Source organism: Loigolactobacillus rennini DSM 20253 (assembly GCF_001436505.1).
Lineage (GTDB): Bacteria > Bacillota > Bacilli > Lactobacillales > Lactobacillaceae > Loigolactobacillus > Loigolactobacillus rennini.
Map to the genome: position 1 here is coordinate 14,032 of NZ_AYYI01000009.1, position 19,741 is coordinate 33,772.

At 39.5% G+C, this 19,741-nt stretch carries 17 protein-coding genes; 12 read left to right on the top strand and 5 right to left on the bottom strand.

The window, feature by feature from the left end; all coding sequences use genetic code 11:
* The first annotated feature begins 35 nt into the window (after nucleotides 1–35).
* The 7 genes from FC24_RS01620 to FC24_RS01650 all read left to right on the top strand — a co-directional run bounded on the left by FC24_RS01620 (nucleotide 36) and on the right by FC24_RS01650 (nucleotide 8,174).
* Nucleotides 36–1,709 carry a ribonuclease J gene (locus FC24_RS01620; protein WP_191980366.1) on the top strand — a complete coding sequence of 558 codons (1,674 nt, stop codon included), beginning with the start codon at nucleotides 36–38 and terminating at the stop codon, nucleotides 1,707–1,709.
* Between the two features lie 33 nt (nucleotides 1,710–1,742).
* On the top strand, nucleotides 1,743–2,690 hold the full coding sequence (locus tag FC24_RS01625; protein ID WP_057873131.1) for a hypothetical protein: 948 nt from the start codon (nucleotides 1,743–1,745) through the stop codon (nucleotides 2,688–2,690).
* A gap of 226 nt (nucleotides 2,691–2,916) precedes the next feature.
* Nucleotides 2,917–4,104 (top strand): elongation factor Tu, encoded by a 1,188-nt coding sequence (tuf, locus tag FC24_RS01630; RefSeq protein ID WP_057873132.1) that lies wholly within the window; start codon nucleotides 2,917–2,919, stop codon nucleotides 4,102–4,104.
* 170 nt (nucleotides 4,105–4,274) lie between these two features.
* Nucleotides 4,275–5,600, top strand: a complete 1,326-nt coding sequence (gene tig, locus FC24_RS01635; RefSeq protein WP_057873133.1) for a trigger factor — start codon at nucleotides 4,275–4,277, stop codon at nucleotides 5,598–5,600.
* Between the two features lie 247 nt (nucleotides 5,601–5,847).
* The gene (clpX, locus tag FC24_RS01640) at nucleotides 5,848–7,098 is read left to right on the top strand and encodes an ATP-dependent Clp protease ATP-binding subunit ClpX (RefSeq protein ID WP_057873134.1); all 1,251 of its coding nucleotides are present in this window, start codon (nucleotides 5,848–5,850) and stop codon (nucleotides 7,096–7,098) included.
* Nucleotides 7,099–7,274: 176 nt separating this feature from the next.
* The gene (yihA, locus tag FC24_RS01645) at nucleotides 7,275–7,871 is read left to right on the top strand and encodes a ribosome biogenesis GTP-binding protein YihA/YsxC (RefSeq protein WP_057873135.1); all 597 of its coding nucleotides are present in this window, start codon (nucleotides 7,275–7,277) and stop codon (nucleotides 7,869–7,871) included.
* A complete protein-coding gene (locus FC24_RS01650) occupies nucleotides 7,872–8,174 on the top strand; it encodes a nucleoside triphosphate pyrophosphohydrolase family protein (protein WP_057873136.1) in 303 nt (100 codons plus the stop codon).
* A 79-nt stretch (nucleotides 8,175–8,253) separates the two neighbouring features.
* Here the strand turns inward: FC24_RS01650 and FC24_RS01655 are convergent, their stop codons facing one another.
* Both FC24_RS01655 and FC24_RS11625 read right to left on the bottom strand, forming a co-directional pair.
* On the bottom strand, nucleotides 8,254–8,745 hold the full coding sequence (locus FC24_RS01655; protein ID WP_057873137.1) for a QueT transporter family protein: 492 nt from the start codon (nucleotides 8,743–8,745) through the stop codon (nucleotides 8,254–8,256).
* 205 nt (nucleotides 8,746–8,950) lie between these two features.
* The gene (locus FC24_RS11625) at nucleotides 8,951–9,088 is read right to left on the bottom strand and encodes an SPJ_0845 family protein (protein WP_169790268.1); all 138 of its coding nucleotides are present in this window, start codon (nucleotides 9,086–9,088) and stop codon (nucleotides 8,951–8,953) included.
* A 189-nt stretch (nucleotides 9,089–9,277) separates the two neighbouring features.
* On the opposite strand from FC24_RS11625, the gene FC24_RS01660 reads away from it, so the two are divergent.
* The 3 genes from FC24_RS01660 (at nucleotide 9,278) to uvrC (ending at nucleotide 13,417) form a co-directional block, all read left to right on the top strand.
* Entirely contained in the window at nucleotides 9,278–10,741 is a 1,464-nt protein-coding gene (locus tag FC24_RS01660; RefSeq protein WP_057873138.1) for an ABC transporter substrate-binding protein/permease, read from the top strand.
* Nucleotide 10,742: 1 nt separating this feature from the next.
* Nucleotides 10,743–11,474, top strand: coding sequence for an amino acid ABC transporter ATP-binding protein (locus tag FC24_RS01665; RefSeq protein WP_169790269.1), 732 nt, complete (start codon nucleotides 10,743–10,745; stop codon nucleotides 11,472–11,474).
* Between the two features lie 167 nt (nucleotides 11,475–11,641).
* Nucleotides 11,642–13,417, top strand: a complete 1,776-nt coding sequence (gene uvrC, locus FC24_RS01670; RefSeq protein WP_057873140.1) for an excinuclease ABC subunit UvrC — start codon at nucleotides 11,642–11,644, stop codon at nucleotides 13,415–13,417.
* Between the two features lie 50 nt (nucleotides 13,418–13,467).
* Here the strand turns inward: uvrC and FC24_RS01675 are convergent, their stop codons facing one another.
* From FC24_RS01675 to FC24_RS01685, 3 genes are read right to left on the bottom strand one after another with little or no spacing between them, the layout of a single operon-like run.
* A complete protein-coding gene (locus FC24_RS01675) occupies nucleotides 13,468–15,447 on the bottom strand; it encodes a PTS fructose transporter subunit IIABC (protein WP_057873141.1) in 1,980 nt (659 codons plus the stop codon).
* A gap of 42 nt (nucleotides 15,448–15,489) precedes the next feature.
* Nucleotides 15,490–16,407, bottom strand: a complete 918-nt coding sequence (gene pfkB / locus FC24_RS01680) for a 1-phosphofructokinase (RefSeq protein WP_057873142.1) — start codon at nucleotides 16,405–16,407, stop codon at nucleotides 15,490–15,492.
* Nucleotides 16,404–17,159, bottom strand: coding sequence for a DeoR/GlpR family DNA-binding transcription regulator (locus FC24_RS01685; RefSeq protein WP_057873143.1), 756 nt, complete (start codon nucleotides 17,157–17,159; stop codon nucleotides 16,404–16,406). The genes pfkB and FC24_RS01685 overlap by 4 nt, the downstream gene beginning before the upstream one ends.
* Nucleotides 17,160–17,471: 312 nt before the next feature.
* Here FC24_RS01685 and obgE point away from each other — a divergent pair, with 312 nt between their 5' ends.
* Nucleotides 17,472–18,764 carry a GTPase ObgE gene (gene obgE / locus FC24_RS01690; protein WP_057873144.1) on the top strand — a complete coding sequence of 431 codons (1,293 nt, stop codon included), beginning with the start codon at nucleotides 17,472–17,474 and terminating at the stop codon, nucleotides 18,762–18,764.
* Between the two features lie 29 nt (nucleotides 18,765–18,793).
* On the top strand, nucleotides 18,794–19,693 hold the full coding sequence (locus tag FC24_RS01695) for an acyltransferase family protein (protein WP_083485597.1): 900 nt from the start codon (nucleotides 18,794–18,796) through the stop codon (nucleotides 19,691–19,693).
* Nucleotides 19,694–19,741: the final 48 nt, after the last annotated feature.

Sequence of the window (19,741 nt, forward strand, 5' to 3'; positions counted from 1 at the left end):
ATGAGGTGAAATAATTGAGTAGTCGTGTGAAAATTATGCCCTTAGGCGGTGTACGCGAAAACGGCAAAAATATGTATGTTGTCGAAGTAGATGATGAAATTTATATTTTAGATTGTGGTTTGATGTATCCTGAAAATGAATTGTTGGGAATTGATGTGGTCATTCCTGATTTTTCTTATTTAGAAAAAAATATTGATCGCGTTGTAGGTATTTTTCTGACGCACGGGCATGCAGACGCCATTGGTGCCCTGAATTATTTTGTTAAACAGCATTCGGTACCAGTTTTTGGTTCTGCACTGACGATTGCATTAGCAAAACTAAACGTTAAGGCAGATTCAAAGACTAAGCGTTTTAATGATTTCCATGTGATTGATAAGGATACAACTATCGATTTTAAGCATGCTAGTGTTTCCTTTTTCAAAACGACCCATTCAATTCCTGATTCTTTGGGGATTGTCATTAAAACAAATGTTGGTAGTGTCGTATATACCGGTGATTTTAAATTCGACCAGTCCGCAACGCCAGAGTACCAAAGTGATTTTGCACGTTTAGCACAAATTGGGCAAGATCATGTATTGGCTTTATTAAGTGATTCTGCTAATGCTGAATCACCTTATAAAATGGCTAGTGAACGGGATATTGGCAGTAGCATTCTGGACACTTTCCAATATCACGATGGTCGTATTATTGTGGCCTCAGTTGCGTCAAATATTGCTCGGATTCAGCAAGTAATCAATGCAGCGGCGAAATCTGGTCGGAAGGTAATTTTAACTGGGCGCGATCTTGAGAAAATTATTCGCACAGCAATGCGCCTTAAACGTTTAGCTTTACCGACACCAGATATATTGGTGCCACTTAAAGAGATGCGCCGTTTAGCGCCAGAAAAAACGGTTATTTTAGAAACTGGTAAAATGGGTGAGCCGATTAAAGCTTTACAGAAAATGGCAACGAATCGGCACCGGTCAATCCGGATTAAATCAGGCGATTTGGTTTATATTACGACGACACCGTCACATGCAATGGAAACCACAGTTGCGAAAACTAAGGATATGATTTACCGGGCTGGCGCGGAAGTTAAGGCGGTTAGTGACGATATCCATGCTTCCGGCCACGGTAATAAAGATGATTTGCAACTGATGTTAAATTTAATTAAACCCACTTATTTGATCCCAATTCAAGGGGAGTACCGGCTGTTAGCTGCCCATGCAAAGATTGCCCATGAAATGGGGATGCCTTACGAAAATATTTTTATTACCAGTAAAGGCGACGTTTTAGATTACCATAAAAACCAAATGCATTTAGCTAACCAAGTCGATGTTGGCAATACTATGATTGATGGTATCGGTGTCGGTGATATCGGTAATATTGTTTTGCGAGATCGTAAGATGCTTTCTGAAGATGGTATCTTTGTTGCAGTCATCACCATTAATCGGAAAAAACGGATGATCGTGTCACACCCACAAATTACAACTCGGGGTTTTGTCTACATTAAAACCAGTCACGACTTAATTCGTGAAAGTGCTAAGTTAGTGACCAAAACGGTTCAAAATAATTTAGATAATAAAGAATTTGATTGGAGTCATCTAAAGCAAGATATTCGTGAGGCGCTCAGCAGCTTTTTATTTGAGCAGACTAGAAGACGCCCGGTAATTTTACCCGTGATTATGGAAGTTAATCAAAATCGACGGCGCACTGCTAGCAAATCATAGTTTAAACATGAAATCTATTATGGAGGGTTGTCAATGGGCCAACAGATTCCATTTCCACAAAATTTTGCACAATTGGTCCGTTTAGGCAAAATGGCGAGTGAACAAAGAAAATGGCCCCAAGCAATTGCACATTTACGCGCTGCATACCAGCATAAACAGACGTTTGACGTTAATATTTTATTGGTAACGGCATTGTTAGCTGATCAACAATACCAACAAGCGGCAGCGTTAGCACAAGAAAAAATGACGGATTATTTAAGTTCAGCCACTGCTTGTCCACTTTATGTCAAAACTTTGCTCACTACGCATCAGTTCATTGCAGTCCGTAAATTGTGTATAGCCCGTCCTGCAGGCTTGGAGACGTCATTTTGGCACCAACAGGCTTTAGCGGTACAACAGGCAGAAGTAGCTTATCGGAAGGCGGCACCGACGCAGATTGCTAAATTAAAAAAAGCATTATATCAGCTAAGTGCACGCCATTTTTATGATCAATTGGCTTTAACTAAACAAGCACAGTTTTTGCCACAAACGGAATTTATTGACGCGGTAACGCATTTATTGACAGATCCTTACATTCATCCGCTAATTCGGGCGCATTTTTTAAATGAGTTACGTCAATTAAAAGTGGCAGCCGCACTTAATTTTTTCTGGTTGGATGGTAAAAAACATACAGTTAAGCCCAGTGCATTGACGGCAATTACTACTGCACCACAATTTTTACAGTTATACCAACAAATAAATCAGCAGTTACTTTCAGATCCAATTGCAAAACAAAATGTTTTAAAAGAACTCACATTGCACGCAGCGTATCTTTATCCATTTGCAGACAAAGTGATTGTGCGCCCGCAAATTTGGACCGCAGTGTATTTAGCTGCTTACACCAATCGCCAAGTCGATTTAACAGTATTTGATTCAACCCAAGTGCAGCAAATTCAAAATTGGCAGCAGAGATTTGAACAATTAACGCAAAAATTAGAATAAAATTAATATAATTCATGCAAATTGGCGGAAAACATGAATTTATTGGGCAAAGGTGTTTACAAACTTGTGGGAAGCCTATATAATATCTAAATGGATTCTTCCTTATGAAAAGCTAAGCTAGGCTTTGCTTTTGCGCATGGAAGTTGTATAATAAAGAGTAAAGAATTATCGGCATTAACAAATTTGATGGCGGATTATTCTTGCGAAAATACAGGAGGTTTCATTAATGGCAAAAGAACATTATGAAAGAACAAAACCCCATGTTAATATTGGCACGATCGGCCATATTGATCACGGGAAAACTACTTTAACAGCGGCAATTTCTAAGATTTTATCTGAGAAAGGTTTAGCTAACTTGGAGGATTTCGCTGCTATTGACTCAGCTCCAGAAGAACGTGAACGTGGTATTACGATCAACACTGCTCACGTTGAATACGAAACTGAAAAACGCCATTATGCCCACATTGATGCGCCAGGACACGCGGACTACGTTAAAAATATGATTACCGGTGCTGCGCAAATGGATGGTGCCATTTTGGTTGTTGCTGCAACGGATGGTCCTATGCCACAAACACGTGAACACATTTTGTTAGCACGTCAGGTTGGGGTTGAATACATTGTTGTCTTCTTAAACAAGACTGACTTAGTTGATGACCCTGAATTGATCGACTTAGTTGAAATGGAAACACGTGAATTGTTATCTGAATACGATTATCCAGGTGACGATATTCCATTTGTTCGTGGTTCTGCTTTGAAAGCTCTTAATGGCGATAAAGAAGAAGAAAAGCACGTTATGGAATTATTGGATGCAGTCGATGAATACATTCCAACACCGGAACGTAATAACGACTTGCCATTCTTAATGCCAGTTGAAGATGTCTTCACCATCACTGGTCGTGGGACTGTTGCTTCTGGCCGTATCGATCGTGGTATGGTTAAAGTTGGCGATGAAGTTGAAATCGTTGGTTTAACACCAGATATGCTTAAGTCAACTGTTACAGGTTTGGAAATGTTCCGTAAGACATTGGACTACGGTGAAGCTGGTGACAACGTTGGTACTTTGTTACGTGGGATTAACCGTGACCAAGTAGAACGTGGTCAAGTTTTGGCTAAGCCAGGTTCAATCCAAGTTCACAAGAAATTCAAGGGCCAAGTTTATATCTTGAGCAAAGATGAAGGTGGTCGTCATACACCATTCTTCTCAAACTACCGTCCACAGTTCTATTTCCATACAACTGACGTTACTGGTGTTATTGAATTACCAAAAGACGTTGAAATGGTTATGCCTGGGGATAACGTTGAATTCACTGTTGAATTAATCGAACCAGTTGCGATTGAAAAAGGAACTAAGTTTACAGTTCGTGAAGGTGGCCACACGGTTGGTGCCGGTGTCGTAACTGAAATCGAAGAATAGTTTCACGTTGAACTATGATTAAACTCGGAGCTTGGCTCCGAGTTTTTTTATGCCTAATTATGAACGGATGGCTTTTTTAGGAAGAAAGATTTACAAGTCTGTGAAACTACGTTAAAATAGCACAGTATGCAATAATTAATGACGAAAATAATAATTCCGGAGGGAAAGTAATGGCAGCAAAATGGGAAAAAAAGGGCGCCACAGATGGTGAATTAACCTTTGAAATTGAACCAGAAAAAATTAAATCAGGGCTAGATCAAGCCTTTAAACGTGTTAAAAAGAATTTGAATGTGCCTGGTTTTCGTAAAGGCAAAGTACCACGCCAAGTCTTCAATTCAATGTATGGCGAAGCTTCATTATATGAAGATGCGTTAAACATCGTGTTACCAGAAGCTTATCAAAAAGCGATTGAAGAAACTAAAATTGAACCGGTTGATCAACCTAAAGTTGATGTTAAAAGCATGGAGCAAGACAAACCATGGGTTTTGACAGCACAAGTAACGGTTAAGCCTGAAGTTGCTTTAGGTGAGTATAAAGGGTTAGCTGTTCCTGTACAGGACCGGAAAGTAACAGATGATGACGTTGAAAAAGAAATTGAAAGTAAACGTCAGCAGCAAGCTGAATTAGTCCTTAAAGAAGATGAACCTGCAGAATCTGGCAATACAGTTGTCATTGATTATAAAGGGACAGTTGATGGAAAAGCCTTTGAAGGTGGCTCTGCAGATAACTATTCACTTGAATTAGGTTCTAATTCTTTTATTCCTGGCTTTGAAGACCAATTAATTGGCCATAAAGCAGGTGACGATGTTGAAGTTAAGGTTACCTTCCCTAAGGATTACCAAGCTAAGGATTTGGCGGGTAAAGAAGCTATTTTTGCAACTAAGATTCATGAAGTTAAAGAAAAGCAATTGCCTAAATTAGATGATGAATTTGCCAAAGATGTTGATGAAGACGTTGATACTTTAGCTGAATTGAAAGATAAAGTACGTAAAGATCTGCAAAAGAAGAAGGATGATGCTGCTACAGGCGCCATCCAAGATGCAGCAATCCAAGAAGCTGTCAACAACGCCAGCGTTCAAGACATCCCACAAGCAATGATTGATGAAGAAATCCAACGTCAATTAGACCAATATTTAGGTAATATGCAACGGCAAGGTATTGATCCACAAATGTACTATAAGTTAACTGGTACATCTGAAGATGATTTGAAGAAACAGTTTGCCAAAGATGCAGATAACCGTGTTAAAACCAATTTAGTGCTTGAAGCGGTTGTCACTGCAGAAAACATCAAGCCAACTGATGATCAAATCAAGCAAGAAGTGAAAGACTTAGCCGATGACTATGGCATGGAAGTTAAGGCGGTACGTAATGCTTTAACTGACGACATGTTAAGCCATGATATCGCCGTCAAAGAAGCAATTAAGATCATTACAGATTCCGCTAAAGAATCAAAAGATGTTAAACCTCAAGCAGAAGCTAAAGACGACAAAAAATAGTTAAGTTAATTAACTGATTGGTTTACGGTAAAAGTGATTTTATTTAAAGTCCTTAACTGTCTATAAGTAACCATTGACAGTTACCTTTAAAATCGCTTTTACCGTTTTTTTATGGTTAATCAACTTGCTTTACCTTAGGTAGAGAGTATGCTAGAGTTTCTAGTGGTTGAAGAAAAGACCACAATCGTTGGCAAGTAAGATTTTTTAAGGTAAAATTGAGTTAAGAAACTAATAGGGGTTGATATGTGTGTTTGACAATACAGAAACGGATGGCCCTGTCAATTGTTCATTTTGCGGTAAGTCACAAGATCAAGTGAAAAAGATTGTCGCTGGACCGGGTGTCTATATCTGTAATGAATGTATTGACTTATGCAAGGAAATCATAGATGAAGAGTTTAAGGATGAATCTTATAATGATTTACTTGAAGTGCCAAAACCAGCTGAAATTTTAAATATTTTAAACCAGTATGTGATTGGTCAAGATGAAGCTAAACGAACTTTAGCAGTTGCGGTTTATAATCATTATAAGCGAGTTAACCAGATGGAAGTACAATCTGATGATGAAACTGAATTACAAAAAAGTAACATTTCATTGATTGGACCTACTGGTTCTGGTAAAACTTTCTTAGCTCAAAGCTTGGCTCGGATTTTGAATGTGCCATTTGCCATTGCAGATGCCACAACGCTAACCGAAGCCGGTTATGTTGGTGAAGATGTAGAAAACATTTTATTAAAACTATTACAAAATGCGGATTATGATGTTGAAAAAGCCCAAAAAGGGATCATCTACATTGACGAAATTGATAAGATTGCAAAAAAGAGCGAAAATGTCTCCATTACTCGTGATGTTTCTGGTGAAGGGGTCCAACAAGCACTGTTAAAAATTCTTGAAGGCACCGTTGCTAATGTACCACCGCAGGGTGGCCGTAAACATCCACAACAAGAGTTTATTCAAATTGATACTACTAACATTCTTTTCATCGTTGGTGGTGCATTTGATGGTATTGAAAACATTGTTAAAGAGCGTCTAGGTGACAAAGTCATCGGTTTTAGCGGGAAGGAAGCTAAAGGGATTGATGATTCCCGTAGTTTAATGCAGCAAGTAATTCCAGAAGACTTGATGAAGTTTGGTCTAATTCCAGAATTTATCGGTCGGATCCCGATTATGGCCGCATTAGAAAAACTAACAGAAAATGATTTAGTCCGGATTTTAACGGAACCTAAAAATGCGTTGGTTAAACAATATACTAAGCTGTTGAGCTTAGATGATGTTGAGTTAGAATTTGAGCCTGGTGCATTACATGCCATTGCGCATGAAGCAATTGAACGTGATACTGGTGCTCGTGGCTTAAGGTCAATCATTGAAGAAGTGATGATGGACATCATGTTTGACTTACCTAGTCGTGATGATGTCAGCAAAGCGATCATTACGGCAGATACCGTCAATGGGAGTGGCAAGCCGAAGTTGGTTTTAACTGATGGCCGGAAAGCGTCGTAGCTAGCTCATTTCGATTTAGTTTAAACTTGATAATTAGCAGTGGACGGTTCACACGGTGGATTGTCCACTGTTTTTGATTATCGACTAATGGTTAGACTGCGACGTTGTTAATTTAAGGGTTTAAGGAGAAATTATGCTAAAATAGAAAGCAGTAACTTAAAGATGGAGGCAAACAAATGCAAATTCAGGATGTTGAGTTGGTCATTAGTGCGGTTGCACCGCAACAATATCCCAACGATAACTTACCCGAAATCGCGCTGACAGGTCGTTCAAATGTTGGTAAATCATCACTGATCAACCGACTTATTCAGCGAAAAAAAATGGCACGGACTTCAAGTACTCCTGGCAAAACGCAGACACTTAATTTCTACCGATTAAACCGACAATTTTATTTTGTTGATGTTCCTGGTTATGGCTATGCGAAGGTGTCGAAAAAAGCGCGTGCAAAATTTGGGGAAATGATCGAGACTTATTTAGAAGAACGTCAACAATTACAAGGTGTTATTTCATTAATTGATGTCCGCCATCAGCCGACAGAAGATGATTTGTCAATGTATCGTTTTCTTAAGTATTATGGTCTGCCGGTACTAATCGTTGCCACCAAGGCAGATAAAGTATCTAAAGGAAAATGGCAACAACGGGCAGCACAATTGAAAAAGGCTTTACAGCTCAATCAAACTGATGATTTGGTTATTTTTTCCAGTATGACAGGTAGTGGTGCTGACCAAATTTGGCAGTGGCTGCAAGCACATATTACAACCGGAGGCGATTAAGTGAAATTTAACGACTACCAAAAATTAGCTAATCAAACGTTATTAGGTAATGAACAGGTTTTGACAAATTGTGCACTAGGTTTAGCTAGTGAAAGTGGCGAAGTAATTGATTTGATTAAAAAATATACATTTAACGCTGAACAACTGGATCGAGATGAATTGATTCAAGAAATGGGTGATGTTTTGTGGTACCTTTCTCAAGTTGCACAGTGGGCAAACATTCCTTTTGAAGAAGTTGCTCAGCAAAATATTACTAAATTAAATACACGTTTTGGCAAGCAATTGCACTTGCCAGAAAAATAAACATGTCCATCAAAGGTTAACTAGCCTTTGATGGACATGTTTTTAACTTATTACTTACTTCAGTATTTGCCAATGACGTTTAGGCAGTTAAATCAATCCGTTTTGCTAGGAAATAGAATAAAATGGCACCTAAAATTAAAGAAACAAATTCACCTAAAGCAACTGTAAAGTAAGTTGGCCAAAACGGAACGTGACTAACAACGTGTAATTCCAATGCAATGATCCACATGGTTAAAGTGCAAGTAATCGTACTGATTGTTAATTTAAGTGTTAGTCGCTTGACCCGGCGACTTAAGTAGTAACTTAAGGCTGTCATGACGAATGTGTTAAGCGTACCGAAAATAATGTCAACAATGCCTAGAGGTGAAAAAAGATTGACGATGATACACCCTAAAGTCAGCGCCCAAATATAACGCTTGTTAAAAACGGCTAAATGATTGAGCATTTCAGATAACCGGAGTTGGGTAGCACCAAAGCTCCAAGGTGCGACTAACATGGTTAACGCAACATAGATTGCGGCAATGATCCCAATTTTTGTTAACGAATTAGTCTTGATACGAGATTTATCCATTTTAAGATGGCCTCCTAGTTTTTTATTATGGTGGGATAGTCACGAACCACCATTAAACTTGCAGGTTTAAGTATAACAAATTTTAACTAGAATTGTTGAACTGCATTGAATAATAATTGGCAGATAATTAATGACACAATAAAAAAGGACTGAACGTTCCGTTGAGAACGTTCAATCCTTTTCGATGTTGGAATAAACTTTAAATTTATTTTTTTGACTGTTTTTTGTCGCTAGCTTTTTTTTCTTTGGCTTCAGCTTTCTTTTCCTTTTTCTTTTTTGGAACAAGTGCAAATTTATCGAAAAGTTCGTTGAGCGTATTATCTTGGCGTGTTGTTAAACCCATGCTGATCATCCTTTCTTTGTCTACATTCTAGCAGAAATGTTAGTGCTTTGGCTAGCATTTATCTTCTGGATGCCAGTGTATATAATAACTATTTTATGCATAAAAACGGCTTATTTATAAAAATACTTGCATAAAAAATCATATTGAAGTATACTGCGTTTATTGAATAAAAAGAGGCAGGTAAAAAAGATGAAGAAAATAATGAGTTGGTTGATAATACTAATGACAGTTGGCATCGCATTATTAGCTGGAACCACCCAACCGGCTCAAGCAGCTGACGATTCATTAACGCGAATCAAAGACAAAGGGACCCTAGTCATGGGAACTAGTCCAGATTACCCGCCGTATGAATTTTTAGTTAATCGGCATGGGAAAGATCAAGTAGTGGGAATGGACGTTGATATTGCTAAAAAAGTAGCACATGATTTAGGCGTTAAATTAGTAGTGAAAAAAATGGATTTTGATTCATTGCTAGTGGCATTGGAAACCAATAAGGTCGACATGGTATTGGCCGGAATGTCACCAACGCCAGCGCGGCAAAAAAGCATTGATTTTTCAAAGATTTATTATCGTGGTGGCCAGTCCATTGTGATTAATAAAACGGATAAGGGAATTTATCACAATAAAAATTCATTTCGGAATAAAGCGATGGGTGCACAAACCGGTAGTATTCAATATAATCTTGGTAAAAAACAAATCGCTGGTTCTAAAATGAAAGGCTTGGCTAAAATCAGTGATTTGATTTTGGCATTGAAGAGTCATAAGGTTGAAGGCGTCATTATGGAAGAACCTTCTGCCCAAGCTTATGTGGACAATGATTCAAACCTAGCCATGCTTAAAAACAGTCAATTCAATTTAGGTAGTGGAGAAAACAATACTGCTATTGGTTTTCGGAAAGGCTCACCGGCGTTAGTCAATGCGGTTAATCGGTCAATTGATGAAATCACCCAGAAAAAATTAACGCAAGGATACTTAAAGCATGCAGGGACTTACATGCAGACAAACACTAAAAATACGGGTATGTGGCATTATTCTAGCTATTTTGTCAAAGGTGTAGCATACACTTTGTTAATTACGATCATCAGTGTTTTCTTCGGGATTTTGTTAGGCGTCATCTTTGCTTTAATGCGGTTGAGTAAAGTTAAATTATTACACGCATTAGGCGTTGCTTACATTGAATTTGTCCGGGGGACACCATTGATGATTCAAGTGATGTTTGTGTATTTTGGCATTGGCTTATTTGTTAATATTCCCGCTTTAATTGCTGGGATTATTGCGGTGTCTTTAAATTCAGCTGCCTATGTGGCGGAAATTATTCGTGGTGGGATCAATTCAGTCGCAGTTGGGCAAAAAGAAGCAGCACGGAGCTTAGGTTTAAGCCGGCAACAGACTTTTAAGAGTGTTGTTTTTCCACAAGCACTTAAAAATATTTGGCCAGCGTTAGGTAATGAATTCATTTCGTTGATTAAGGAAAGCTCAATTGTCTCCATTATTGGGGTTACCGACTTGATTTATCAATTGAAAGCCGTACAGACAGCAACTTATAAAGGGGTAATGCCCATTGTTGTCGCCATGTTAATTTACTTCATTTTGACCTTTAGTTTGTCTAAATTATTAAATTTCTACGAGAGGAAGATGAAACATGATGCCTGAGATGATTAAAATTGAAAATGTTACAAAAAAATTTGGTCAAACTGAAGTGCTAAAAGATTTAAACGGTCAAGTACAAAAAGGGCAGGTAATTTGTGTGATTGGGCCTTCCGGTGGTGGCAAAAGTACCTTTTTACGCTGCTTAAATTTATTAGAGCAGCCCACTAGCGGCAAGATTAGTTTTGAAGGGCAAGAGTTAACTTCATTAAGCGAAGCACAAATTAATCACCTGCGTGAAAAGATGGGAATGGTCTTTCAAAGCTTCAATTTATTTTCAAACATGACCGTGCTGGATAATGTTCAGTTAGCGCCCTTAAAAGTTAAAAAATTAGCGGCTGCTACTGCCAAGAAAACAGCTATGCAGCTATTAGCGCAGGTGGGATTAGCCGATAAAGCTGAAAATTATCCTAGCAGTTTGTCTGGTGGGCAACAGCAACGGGTGGCCATTGCCCGTGCTTTGGCGATGAATCCCGACGTGATGTTATTTGATGAGCCAACGTCTGCATTGGATCCAGAAATGGTAGGCGAGGTACTTACAGTAATGCAGGATTTAGCTAATCAAGGGATGACGATGGTAGTTGTCACTCATGAAATGGGCTTTGCTAAAAGTGTTGCTAACCAAGTCTGGTTCATGGATGGTGGCGTTTTTGCTGAAAAGGGAACGCCAACCCAAATTTTTGAACACCCACAAAATGAACGAACCAAAGCGTTTTTAGCGAAGATTCTGGAAGCGTAAAATCAGTGCAAACAAGCAGGTAGCAAGAGATTTGCTACCTGCTTGTTTTTAGTGTATTAAATAATTTTTCTACAGCAACAAGCCAGTCCCTTGCTTTTCTGGCAGGGGATCGCTAAAATATAAACACGAACATTTGTACGTGATTTTGTTGAGAAAGGTTGTTTGGCATGGCTACAGAATATCTTGAACATAAATTAACCTTATTACCGCCATTGCCGGGCTGTTATTTAATGAAAAACCGTGATGGCAAGATTATTTACGTTGGTAAGGCTAAGAATTTAAAAAATCGAGTTCGGTCTTATTTTAAAAGTCATCATGAAGGTAAAACAGCTTTATTGGTTTCTGAGATTCGGGATTTTGAGACTATCATTACTTCGACAGATAAAGAAGCTTTTTTGCTGGAGATTACGCTAATTCAAAAGCATCAACCGCACTATAATATTAAATTAAAAAAAGGAACAGGTTATCCGTACATTAAGATTACCAATCAGCGCGATCCCCGTATGTTGATTACCGGTGATGTTAAAAAAGACGGTGGCTATTATTTTGGCCCTTATCCCAACGTGCATGCTGCAGAAGAGACATTGAACTTTTTACAAAAGGTTTACCCATTACGGCGCTGTAATGGCCGTCAGAAGCGTCCTTGTTTATACTATCATATGGGGCAATGTTTGGGTGCTTGTTTTCGAGAAGTACCTAAAAGTGAATATAATGCGCAAATTCGTAAAATTAAACGCTTCTTAAATGGTCAGGTTAGCGACATTAAACATGAATTACAGGATAAAATGCAAGCAGCAGCTGCAGAGCTACATTTTGAACGGGCAGCTGAATTGCGTGATCAATTACGCTATATTGAAGCCACTGTTGAAAAACAAAAGATTATTTCAAACGACCACACGCCGCGAGATATTTTTGGTTACTATATGGATAAAGGCTGGTTATCAGTGCAAATCTTTTTTATCCGGCAAGCTAGATTGATTAAACGTGAGAAACGGCTATTTCCGTGCATCAATACGCCGGAAGAAGAGTTAGAAAGTTTTATCTTGCAGTTTTACAAACGGAAAAATAATGTGCTGCCTAAGGAAATTTTAGTTCCTAAAGGGTTGAATCAAAAAGTTCTGGCGGATATTTTGCAGGTTAATATTCGTACCCCACAGCGGGGACAAAAGCGTGCTCTGATGCAGATGGCAAACAAAAATAGCCGGCTAGTGTTGGAGGAAAAATTCCGGTTAATGGAATTGGACAACTCCCACACGCTAGGGGCTGTTCAAGAATTAGTCGATGTATTACAAATTACTTCTGCCCATCGAATTGAAGCTTTCGACCATTCGAATATTCAAGGGACTGATCCGGTTTCTGCGATGGTTTGCTACATTGATGGGGAACCCGCTAAAAAAGAATACCGTAAGTATAAAATTAAATCGGGTGATGGAGCGAATGAAGCGTTAAATACACAGGAAGTGATTCGCCGTCGTTACTCCCGGTTGTTGAAAGAGCAACAGGCTTTGCCAGATTTGATTTTAATGGACGGTGGCGAAATTCAAATTCATGCGGCTAAAGAAGTGTTGGAAGATGAATTGGGACTGAACATTCCAGTGGCTGGCATGGTTAAAAATGAACATCATAAAACGGCATCGTTGATGTACGGTCCAGAAGATAAGAAAATGGATTTAGATCCTAAAAGTGAAGGCTTTTATTTGTTACAGCGGATTCAAGACGAGGTGCACCGATTTGCCATCACTTTTCACCGGCAATTACATGGTAAGCATTCTTTAAGTTCTCAATTAGATCAGATTCCTGGTGTTGGACCTAAAACAAGAGTTAAATTGCTACGCCACTTTGGGTCGCTCAAAAAATTACGAGCGGCTTCTGTCGCTGATTTACATGAAGTGGGGGTTTCAAAAACAGTTGCGCAAACAATTAAATTATCCCTGAAAGTTTAAAGCAAAAAGACAGTGGCAACTATTTTGCCACTGTCTTTTTTACCGATAATTTATTTTGCAGCCTCTGTTTTATTCAGAGCTGGCCGCCATAAACCTAAAATAACGCCAGCAATGATTGCACCGATCACGACTGCGATTAAATAAAAGAGCCAATTTGTTGCTAAAGGTGTCACCCAAATACCACCATGAGGTGCAGGGACACTAACTTGCCAGAGCTGGGTTAGTCCACCACCGACAGCAGCACCCACTAGACTCGATGTGATGACATGGAGTGGGTCAGATGCTGCAAATGGAATTGCGCCTTCTGTAATGAAAGAAACACCTAAAATATAGTTGGAAATACCAGCTTTACGCTCATCTGCTGTAAATTTGTTCTTCCAAAATGTGGTGGCAATAGCAGTCGCCAATGGTGGAATCATGCCACCAACCATAACTGCTGCCATTAATTTACCTTCACCGGTACTAGTATAAACACCAATGGCAAAAGTGTAAGCTGCTTTGTTGAAAGGACCACCCATATCAATGGCCATCATACCACCTAAAACGGTGCCTAACAGAATTGAATTACCCGTGCCCATACTGTTTAAGAATACGGTCAAAGCGTGGTTGATTACGGCAAAAATCGGATCCACGATGAAATACATTAAGAAACCAACAATCAGCAAACCTAAAATTGGGTAGAAAATCATGGGTTTTAGACCGTCTAAAGATTTTGGTAAATTACGGAAAACACGTTTTAACCAAACAACCACGTAACCGGCAATAAAACCGGCTGCTAAACCGCCTAAGAAACCAGCAACACTAGAAGTTTTAACCACACTAGCAGCTGCTGTATTGGCCATGAAGCCACCGACAAAACCAGGCATTAATGCTGGCCGATCACCGATGGAAACGGCAATATAAGCTGCTAATACTGGAATTAAGAAGCTAAACGCCCAATTACCAATGCTATTTAAGAAAATAAATGTGGTTGAGTGTGGGCCAACAGTTTGTTCTACCATAAAGGAAATCGCCATTAAAATCCCACCGCCAACGACAAATGGTAACATGTTGGAGATACCATTCATCAAATTGGCGTAAATGTTACTCCAAACAGATTTCTTTTCTTCTTCATTATCTGCTGGGCCTTGTTCATCTTCACCTTTAGCGTGATAAATTGTGCCCTTTTGCGCTAATGTTTCATTAATTAATTCTTCGGGCTTCTTAATGCCATCGATCACTGGTCGGTTTAATAAGTGTTTACCCGCAAAACGAGCCATTTTCACTTTTTTGTCTGCTGTGATGATAACACCTGTTGCTCGTTTGATGTCTTCTGGTGTTAGCCGGTGTTTAATGCCTTCAGAACCATTAGTTTCGACTTTAATGTCCACGTTCATGGCTTCAGCTTGTTTTTTTAAAGCGGCTTCTGCCATGTAAGTGTGGGCGATACCAGTTGGGCAAGCAGAAACGGCAACGATAAATGGTCGTTCTTCCTCAGGCTTCGCTGTTTTTGCTGCGGTTTTAGCAGTTTTAGCAGCTGCTTGACTGTCAGCTGCAGCGCTGCTGGCACTTTCTTGTGCGTCTTTAGCTTCCTTCGCTGCTTGAGCGTCGGCAAATAATTGTTGCACATCTGCTGGTGTTTGAGCTTTTTTCAAAGCGGCAACTAAATCTGGGTTAATCAATAAACTGGATAAAGCAGCTAGTGCTTGTAGATGGGTATTATTAGCGCCTTCCGGGGCTGCGATCATGAAAAATAAATGCACTGGCTGGCCATCTAAAGCATTAAAATCCACGCCTTTATTGCTTTTAGCGAAAAGGACAGTTGCCCGGGTAACTGCTTTGTCTTTAGCGTGGGGCATTGCAATGCCATCGCCGATACCAGTTGTTGATTCATTTTCACGTTTCAAAATATCTTGTTTGTAAAGATTTTCGTCATCGATGATGCCTTTTGTATAGTATTGATGGACCATTTCGTCGATTGCTTCTGCTTTGGTAGTCGCTTTTAGATCCATAATCATGACGTCTTTAACAAGTAGGTCACGAATGTCCATAATGGTAACACTCCTTTTTCTATGGTGGTTTAATTTAAAAAATTAATCGGTGTAAGGCGTAATTTTAATTGTCTTTTGGACAGCTGTAATTTTAGCCTTAACCGCTAAATCTTCAGAAAATGCTGTTGCACTGCCACAAGCTAAGCCGGTTGCAAAGCTTTTAAGGGGATCTTGGGTTTGACTAAAAGTTCCGACAAACCCAGCAATCATTGAATCACCCGCACCGACAGAATTAATGACTTTTCCTTTAGGTGCAGTTGATTTGTAAACTTGTTGTGGTGTAATAAGAAAAGCGCCAGCATCGGCCATTGAGACCAAAACATGTTTTGCGCCCATTTTTAACAATTTACGGCCGTATTTAACAATTGCAGCATCATGATCTAAGTTGACATTAAATAATGCAGCTAGTTCATGTTGATTAGGCTTAACTACTAAAGGATGAGCACTTAACGTATCTAATAAGGCTTGGCCCGTTGTATCAATGACGAATTCTGCCTGATGAGCTTGAATTAAGGGAATTAAATCCCGGTAAAAACTTTCAGGTAATGCTGGAGGTAAACTACCAGACATGACTACAATGTCGCCTGGTTTTAACTGTTTAAACTTAGCTTTAAATGCTTTTTGAGCGGCTGCTGTAATTTCAGGTCCTTGACCGTTAATTTCAGTTTCTTCAGCGGCTTTAATTTTGACATTGATTCTAGTATCGGCCGTAATCGGTGTGAAATCAGTGGTCAGGTGCTCTGTTGTTAATTTTTGCTGGACAAAGTTACCAGTGAAACCGCCAAGAAAACCCCAAGCAGTATTTTTAACTGTTAGTTGGTTTAAAATTCGGGAAACATTGATACCTTTACCACCAGGTAATTTTGCATCATACTGCATACGGTTGACTTGTCCTAGCGTGAGCCGGGGTAAACGGACAATATAATCAATTGATGGATTAACCGTAATGGTATAAATCATTTAATCGCCTCCAAAATATCTGTTTGTTGTTGATATTGATCGAGTTGTCGCTGAGTCAGATGATCGGTCACAATTGTTGCTTGTGCTAAATGACCAAATTTAGTAAAAGTAACTTGGTCGAATTTAGTGTGATCAGCTAGAATAATGGCCATTTCTGCTTGTGCAATGGCTGTTCGTTTAATTGCGGCTTCATCAGGATCTGGTGTTGTGAAGCCATAATGTAAATGAATCCCATTGGTGCCCAAAAAAACTTTGTTAAAGCGGTACTGTTGGAGCGCGGCGACACTATCTGCACCAACCACGGCTTTGGTGACATTTTTTAACTGACCGCCAATTAAAAAACAGCGAATGTCGTAATCGGCTAATAATGATGCATGGTTAACGCCATTAGTGACTACGGTTAAATTCGCAATTGGCTTTAGATGCGGGATCATCGCCAAAGTGGAAGTGCCAGCGTCAAGGAAAATCACATCCTGTGGTGTTAAACAAGAAACCGCTAATTTAGCTAAGCTTTCTTTTTCAGCAACACTTTGATTAGATTTTTCACTGACCGCGAGTTCTGTTTGCAAAGTTGCAACCCGTTTAGCACCACCGTGAACGCGGACCAATAAACCCGCTTCTTCCATTAACTGCAGGTCACGTCGAACAGTTGATTCAGAGGCATGGGTTTCACTGATGAGATCATGTAATTTAATGATAGCGTGCTGTTTTAGTTGGTTTAAAATAAATTGATGACGTTCTTCAGTAAGCAACCGGCTCACCTCCACGCAAGTTAGTTTACAGCTAAAAACATTCAAAATCAATATAAAACTACCAAATTCAGTCAAAAACGTCAATCGGCAATAATTTGTTTGGTTTTTTAACTTGGGAATGGTAATCGATACACAATTTTAACAGTTTACATTGTTTTTAATGTTAAAATGAAAAGTAAACGCAAGGTGCTTGTAGACAGCTACCTGTTTTTTCTTTACAATTGGTTAAATGTGAATTTTATGTACGAACACGATCATTAACTTAGATATTAGAACGACATTAATGCTTTTTAAATTAGAGGAGGAAACAATTTGTTTATAGATCAAGTAAAAATCACGGCTAAAGCAGGTCGTGGTGGCGACGGTATGGTCGGATTCCGGCGGGAAAAATTTGTCCCGTTTGGTGGGCCTGCCGGTGGTGATGGTGGCCGTGGTGGCAACATCATTTTAAAAGTTGATGAAGGACTAAGTACCTTGATGGACTTTCGCTACAAACACATTTTTAAAGCGGCAGATGGCGGCAAGGGAATGCATAAGAGTATGACTGGTCGTGGCGCTAAGGATACCTATATTAGTGTGCCACCGGGTACAACAGTCCGCTCAGTGGATACCAACCAACTTTTAGGTGATTTAACTGAAGAGGGCCAAGAATTAGTGATTGCTCGCGGTGGTCGTGGTGGACACGGTAATGTACATTTTGCAACTGCAAAGAATCCGGCGCCAGAAATTGCTGAAAATGGTGAGCCAGGTGAAGAGACCCACATTAATCTCGAATTAAAATTATTAGCAGATGTTGGTCTAATTGGTTTTCCTTCTGTTGGAAAATCGACTTTACTGTCGGTTATTACAAGTGCAAAACCTAAAATTGGTAACTATCATTTTACAACGTTAGTGCCGAATTTAGGTATGGTTAGCTTAGCAGATGGTCGTAGTTTCGCCGTTGCGGACATGCCTGGTTTAATTGAAGGCGCTGCAAATGGGGTTGGCTTAGGGATTGAGTTTTTACGCCACATTGAACGTACTCGAGTATTGTTACATTTAGTCGATATGAGTGGTGTTGATGAGCAAAATCCGTTAACCGATTATCAGAAATTAAATCATGAATTAGTTAAATATGACCCGAATTTGCTTAAACGACCTCAAATTATTGTAGCTACTAAAATGGATATGCCAGCTAGTCAGTCTAATTTAACGTCGTTTAAAAAGCAACTTGATCAAGCAGGCGTTCAAGCACCAGTCTATCCAATTGCCGCGATTAATCATCAAGGGGTTAAAGCATTATTAAACCAAACAGCTGATTTGTTGGCTAAGACACCTGCTTTTCCAATTACGGATGCAACAGATGCTGATGTGGAGCAGGTTTATGATTACCAGCAAGAAAAGACACCGTTTAAAGTTACGCGTGATTCTGAAGGTGTTTTTGTCATCAGTGGGGAAAAAGTTGAACGGCTCTACCAAATGGCTAACTTAGATCATGATGAGAGTGTTATGCGTTTTGCTCGGCAGCTACGTGGTTTAGGAATCGATGATGCTTTGCGTGCTAAAGGTGCCAAAAATGGTGATTTAGTACGGCTTGATGATTTTACTTTTGAATTTCTCGATTAAATGAGGGTCAAAAATGGGTGTGGCAAATATTGCAACATAAAAAAAGATTAGCCAACAGTCGTTACATTACGGGAATCAACGGATTGCGGACGCTTGCTGTTGGTGGCGTTATTTTGTATCACCTCATCCCGTTTCGGGTTCCTGGTGGTTTCTTAGGTGTGGTGATCTTTTTAGTTTTAACGGGTTATTTGTTGACAGATTTATTGGTCCAAGAATGGCAGCAAAATGGGAAGGTTAATTTGTTAGGGTTTTATCGCCGGCGGATTAAGCGACTTTACCCTGCGTTAGTTACCATGCTGTTTGCGACTGCAGCTTATATGACTTTGTTTCAGCGTCAGTTATTGGCGCAGTTACGGGGAATTTTGTGGAGTAATTTGCTTTATGTTTATAATTGGTGGCAAATTTTTCACGGACAGTCTTATTTTGACCGATTTGCTAACAACGAATCACCGTTCACTCACCTTTGGACGTTGTCAATCGAGGGCCAGTTATATTTAATTTGGCCAGTTCTAATTGTCAGTTTAATTTTGTTGTTTAAACGGCGCCGGCGCATTGCCCAAGCATTATTTGGATTGGGCTTACTTTCGGTTTTATTGATGGCTTGGTTGTATGTTCCCGGGCATGATCCCAGCCGTGTGTACTATGGCACTGATACTCGCTTATTTGCGGTGTTATTTGGCGCAGCTTTGGCATTTATTTGGCCCAGTACTAAATTACGGCAAAAAATTGACCGCCCCCAGCGTTGGTTGCTAAATAGCATTGGTGTTCTCACTTTTGTTGCGATTTTGGGCTTGTATTTAGTAACCGATCCACAAGGCCGCTTTGTTTATCGCGGTGGGATGGGGTTGTTTACAGGATTAGTGGTTTTGTTAACAGCAACCGTTGTTCATCCTGGTGCCCAGTGGCTAACTAATCCAATTTTTAGGTAGCGTCAAGAATCTTGTGTAAATGAAATGCCTTCGTACATATAATATGTA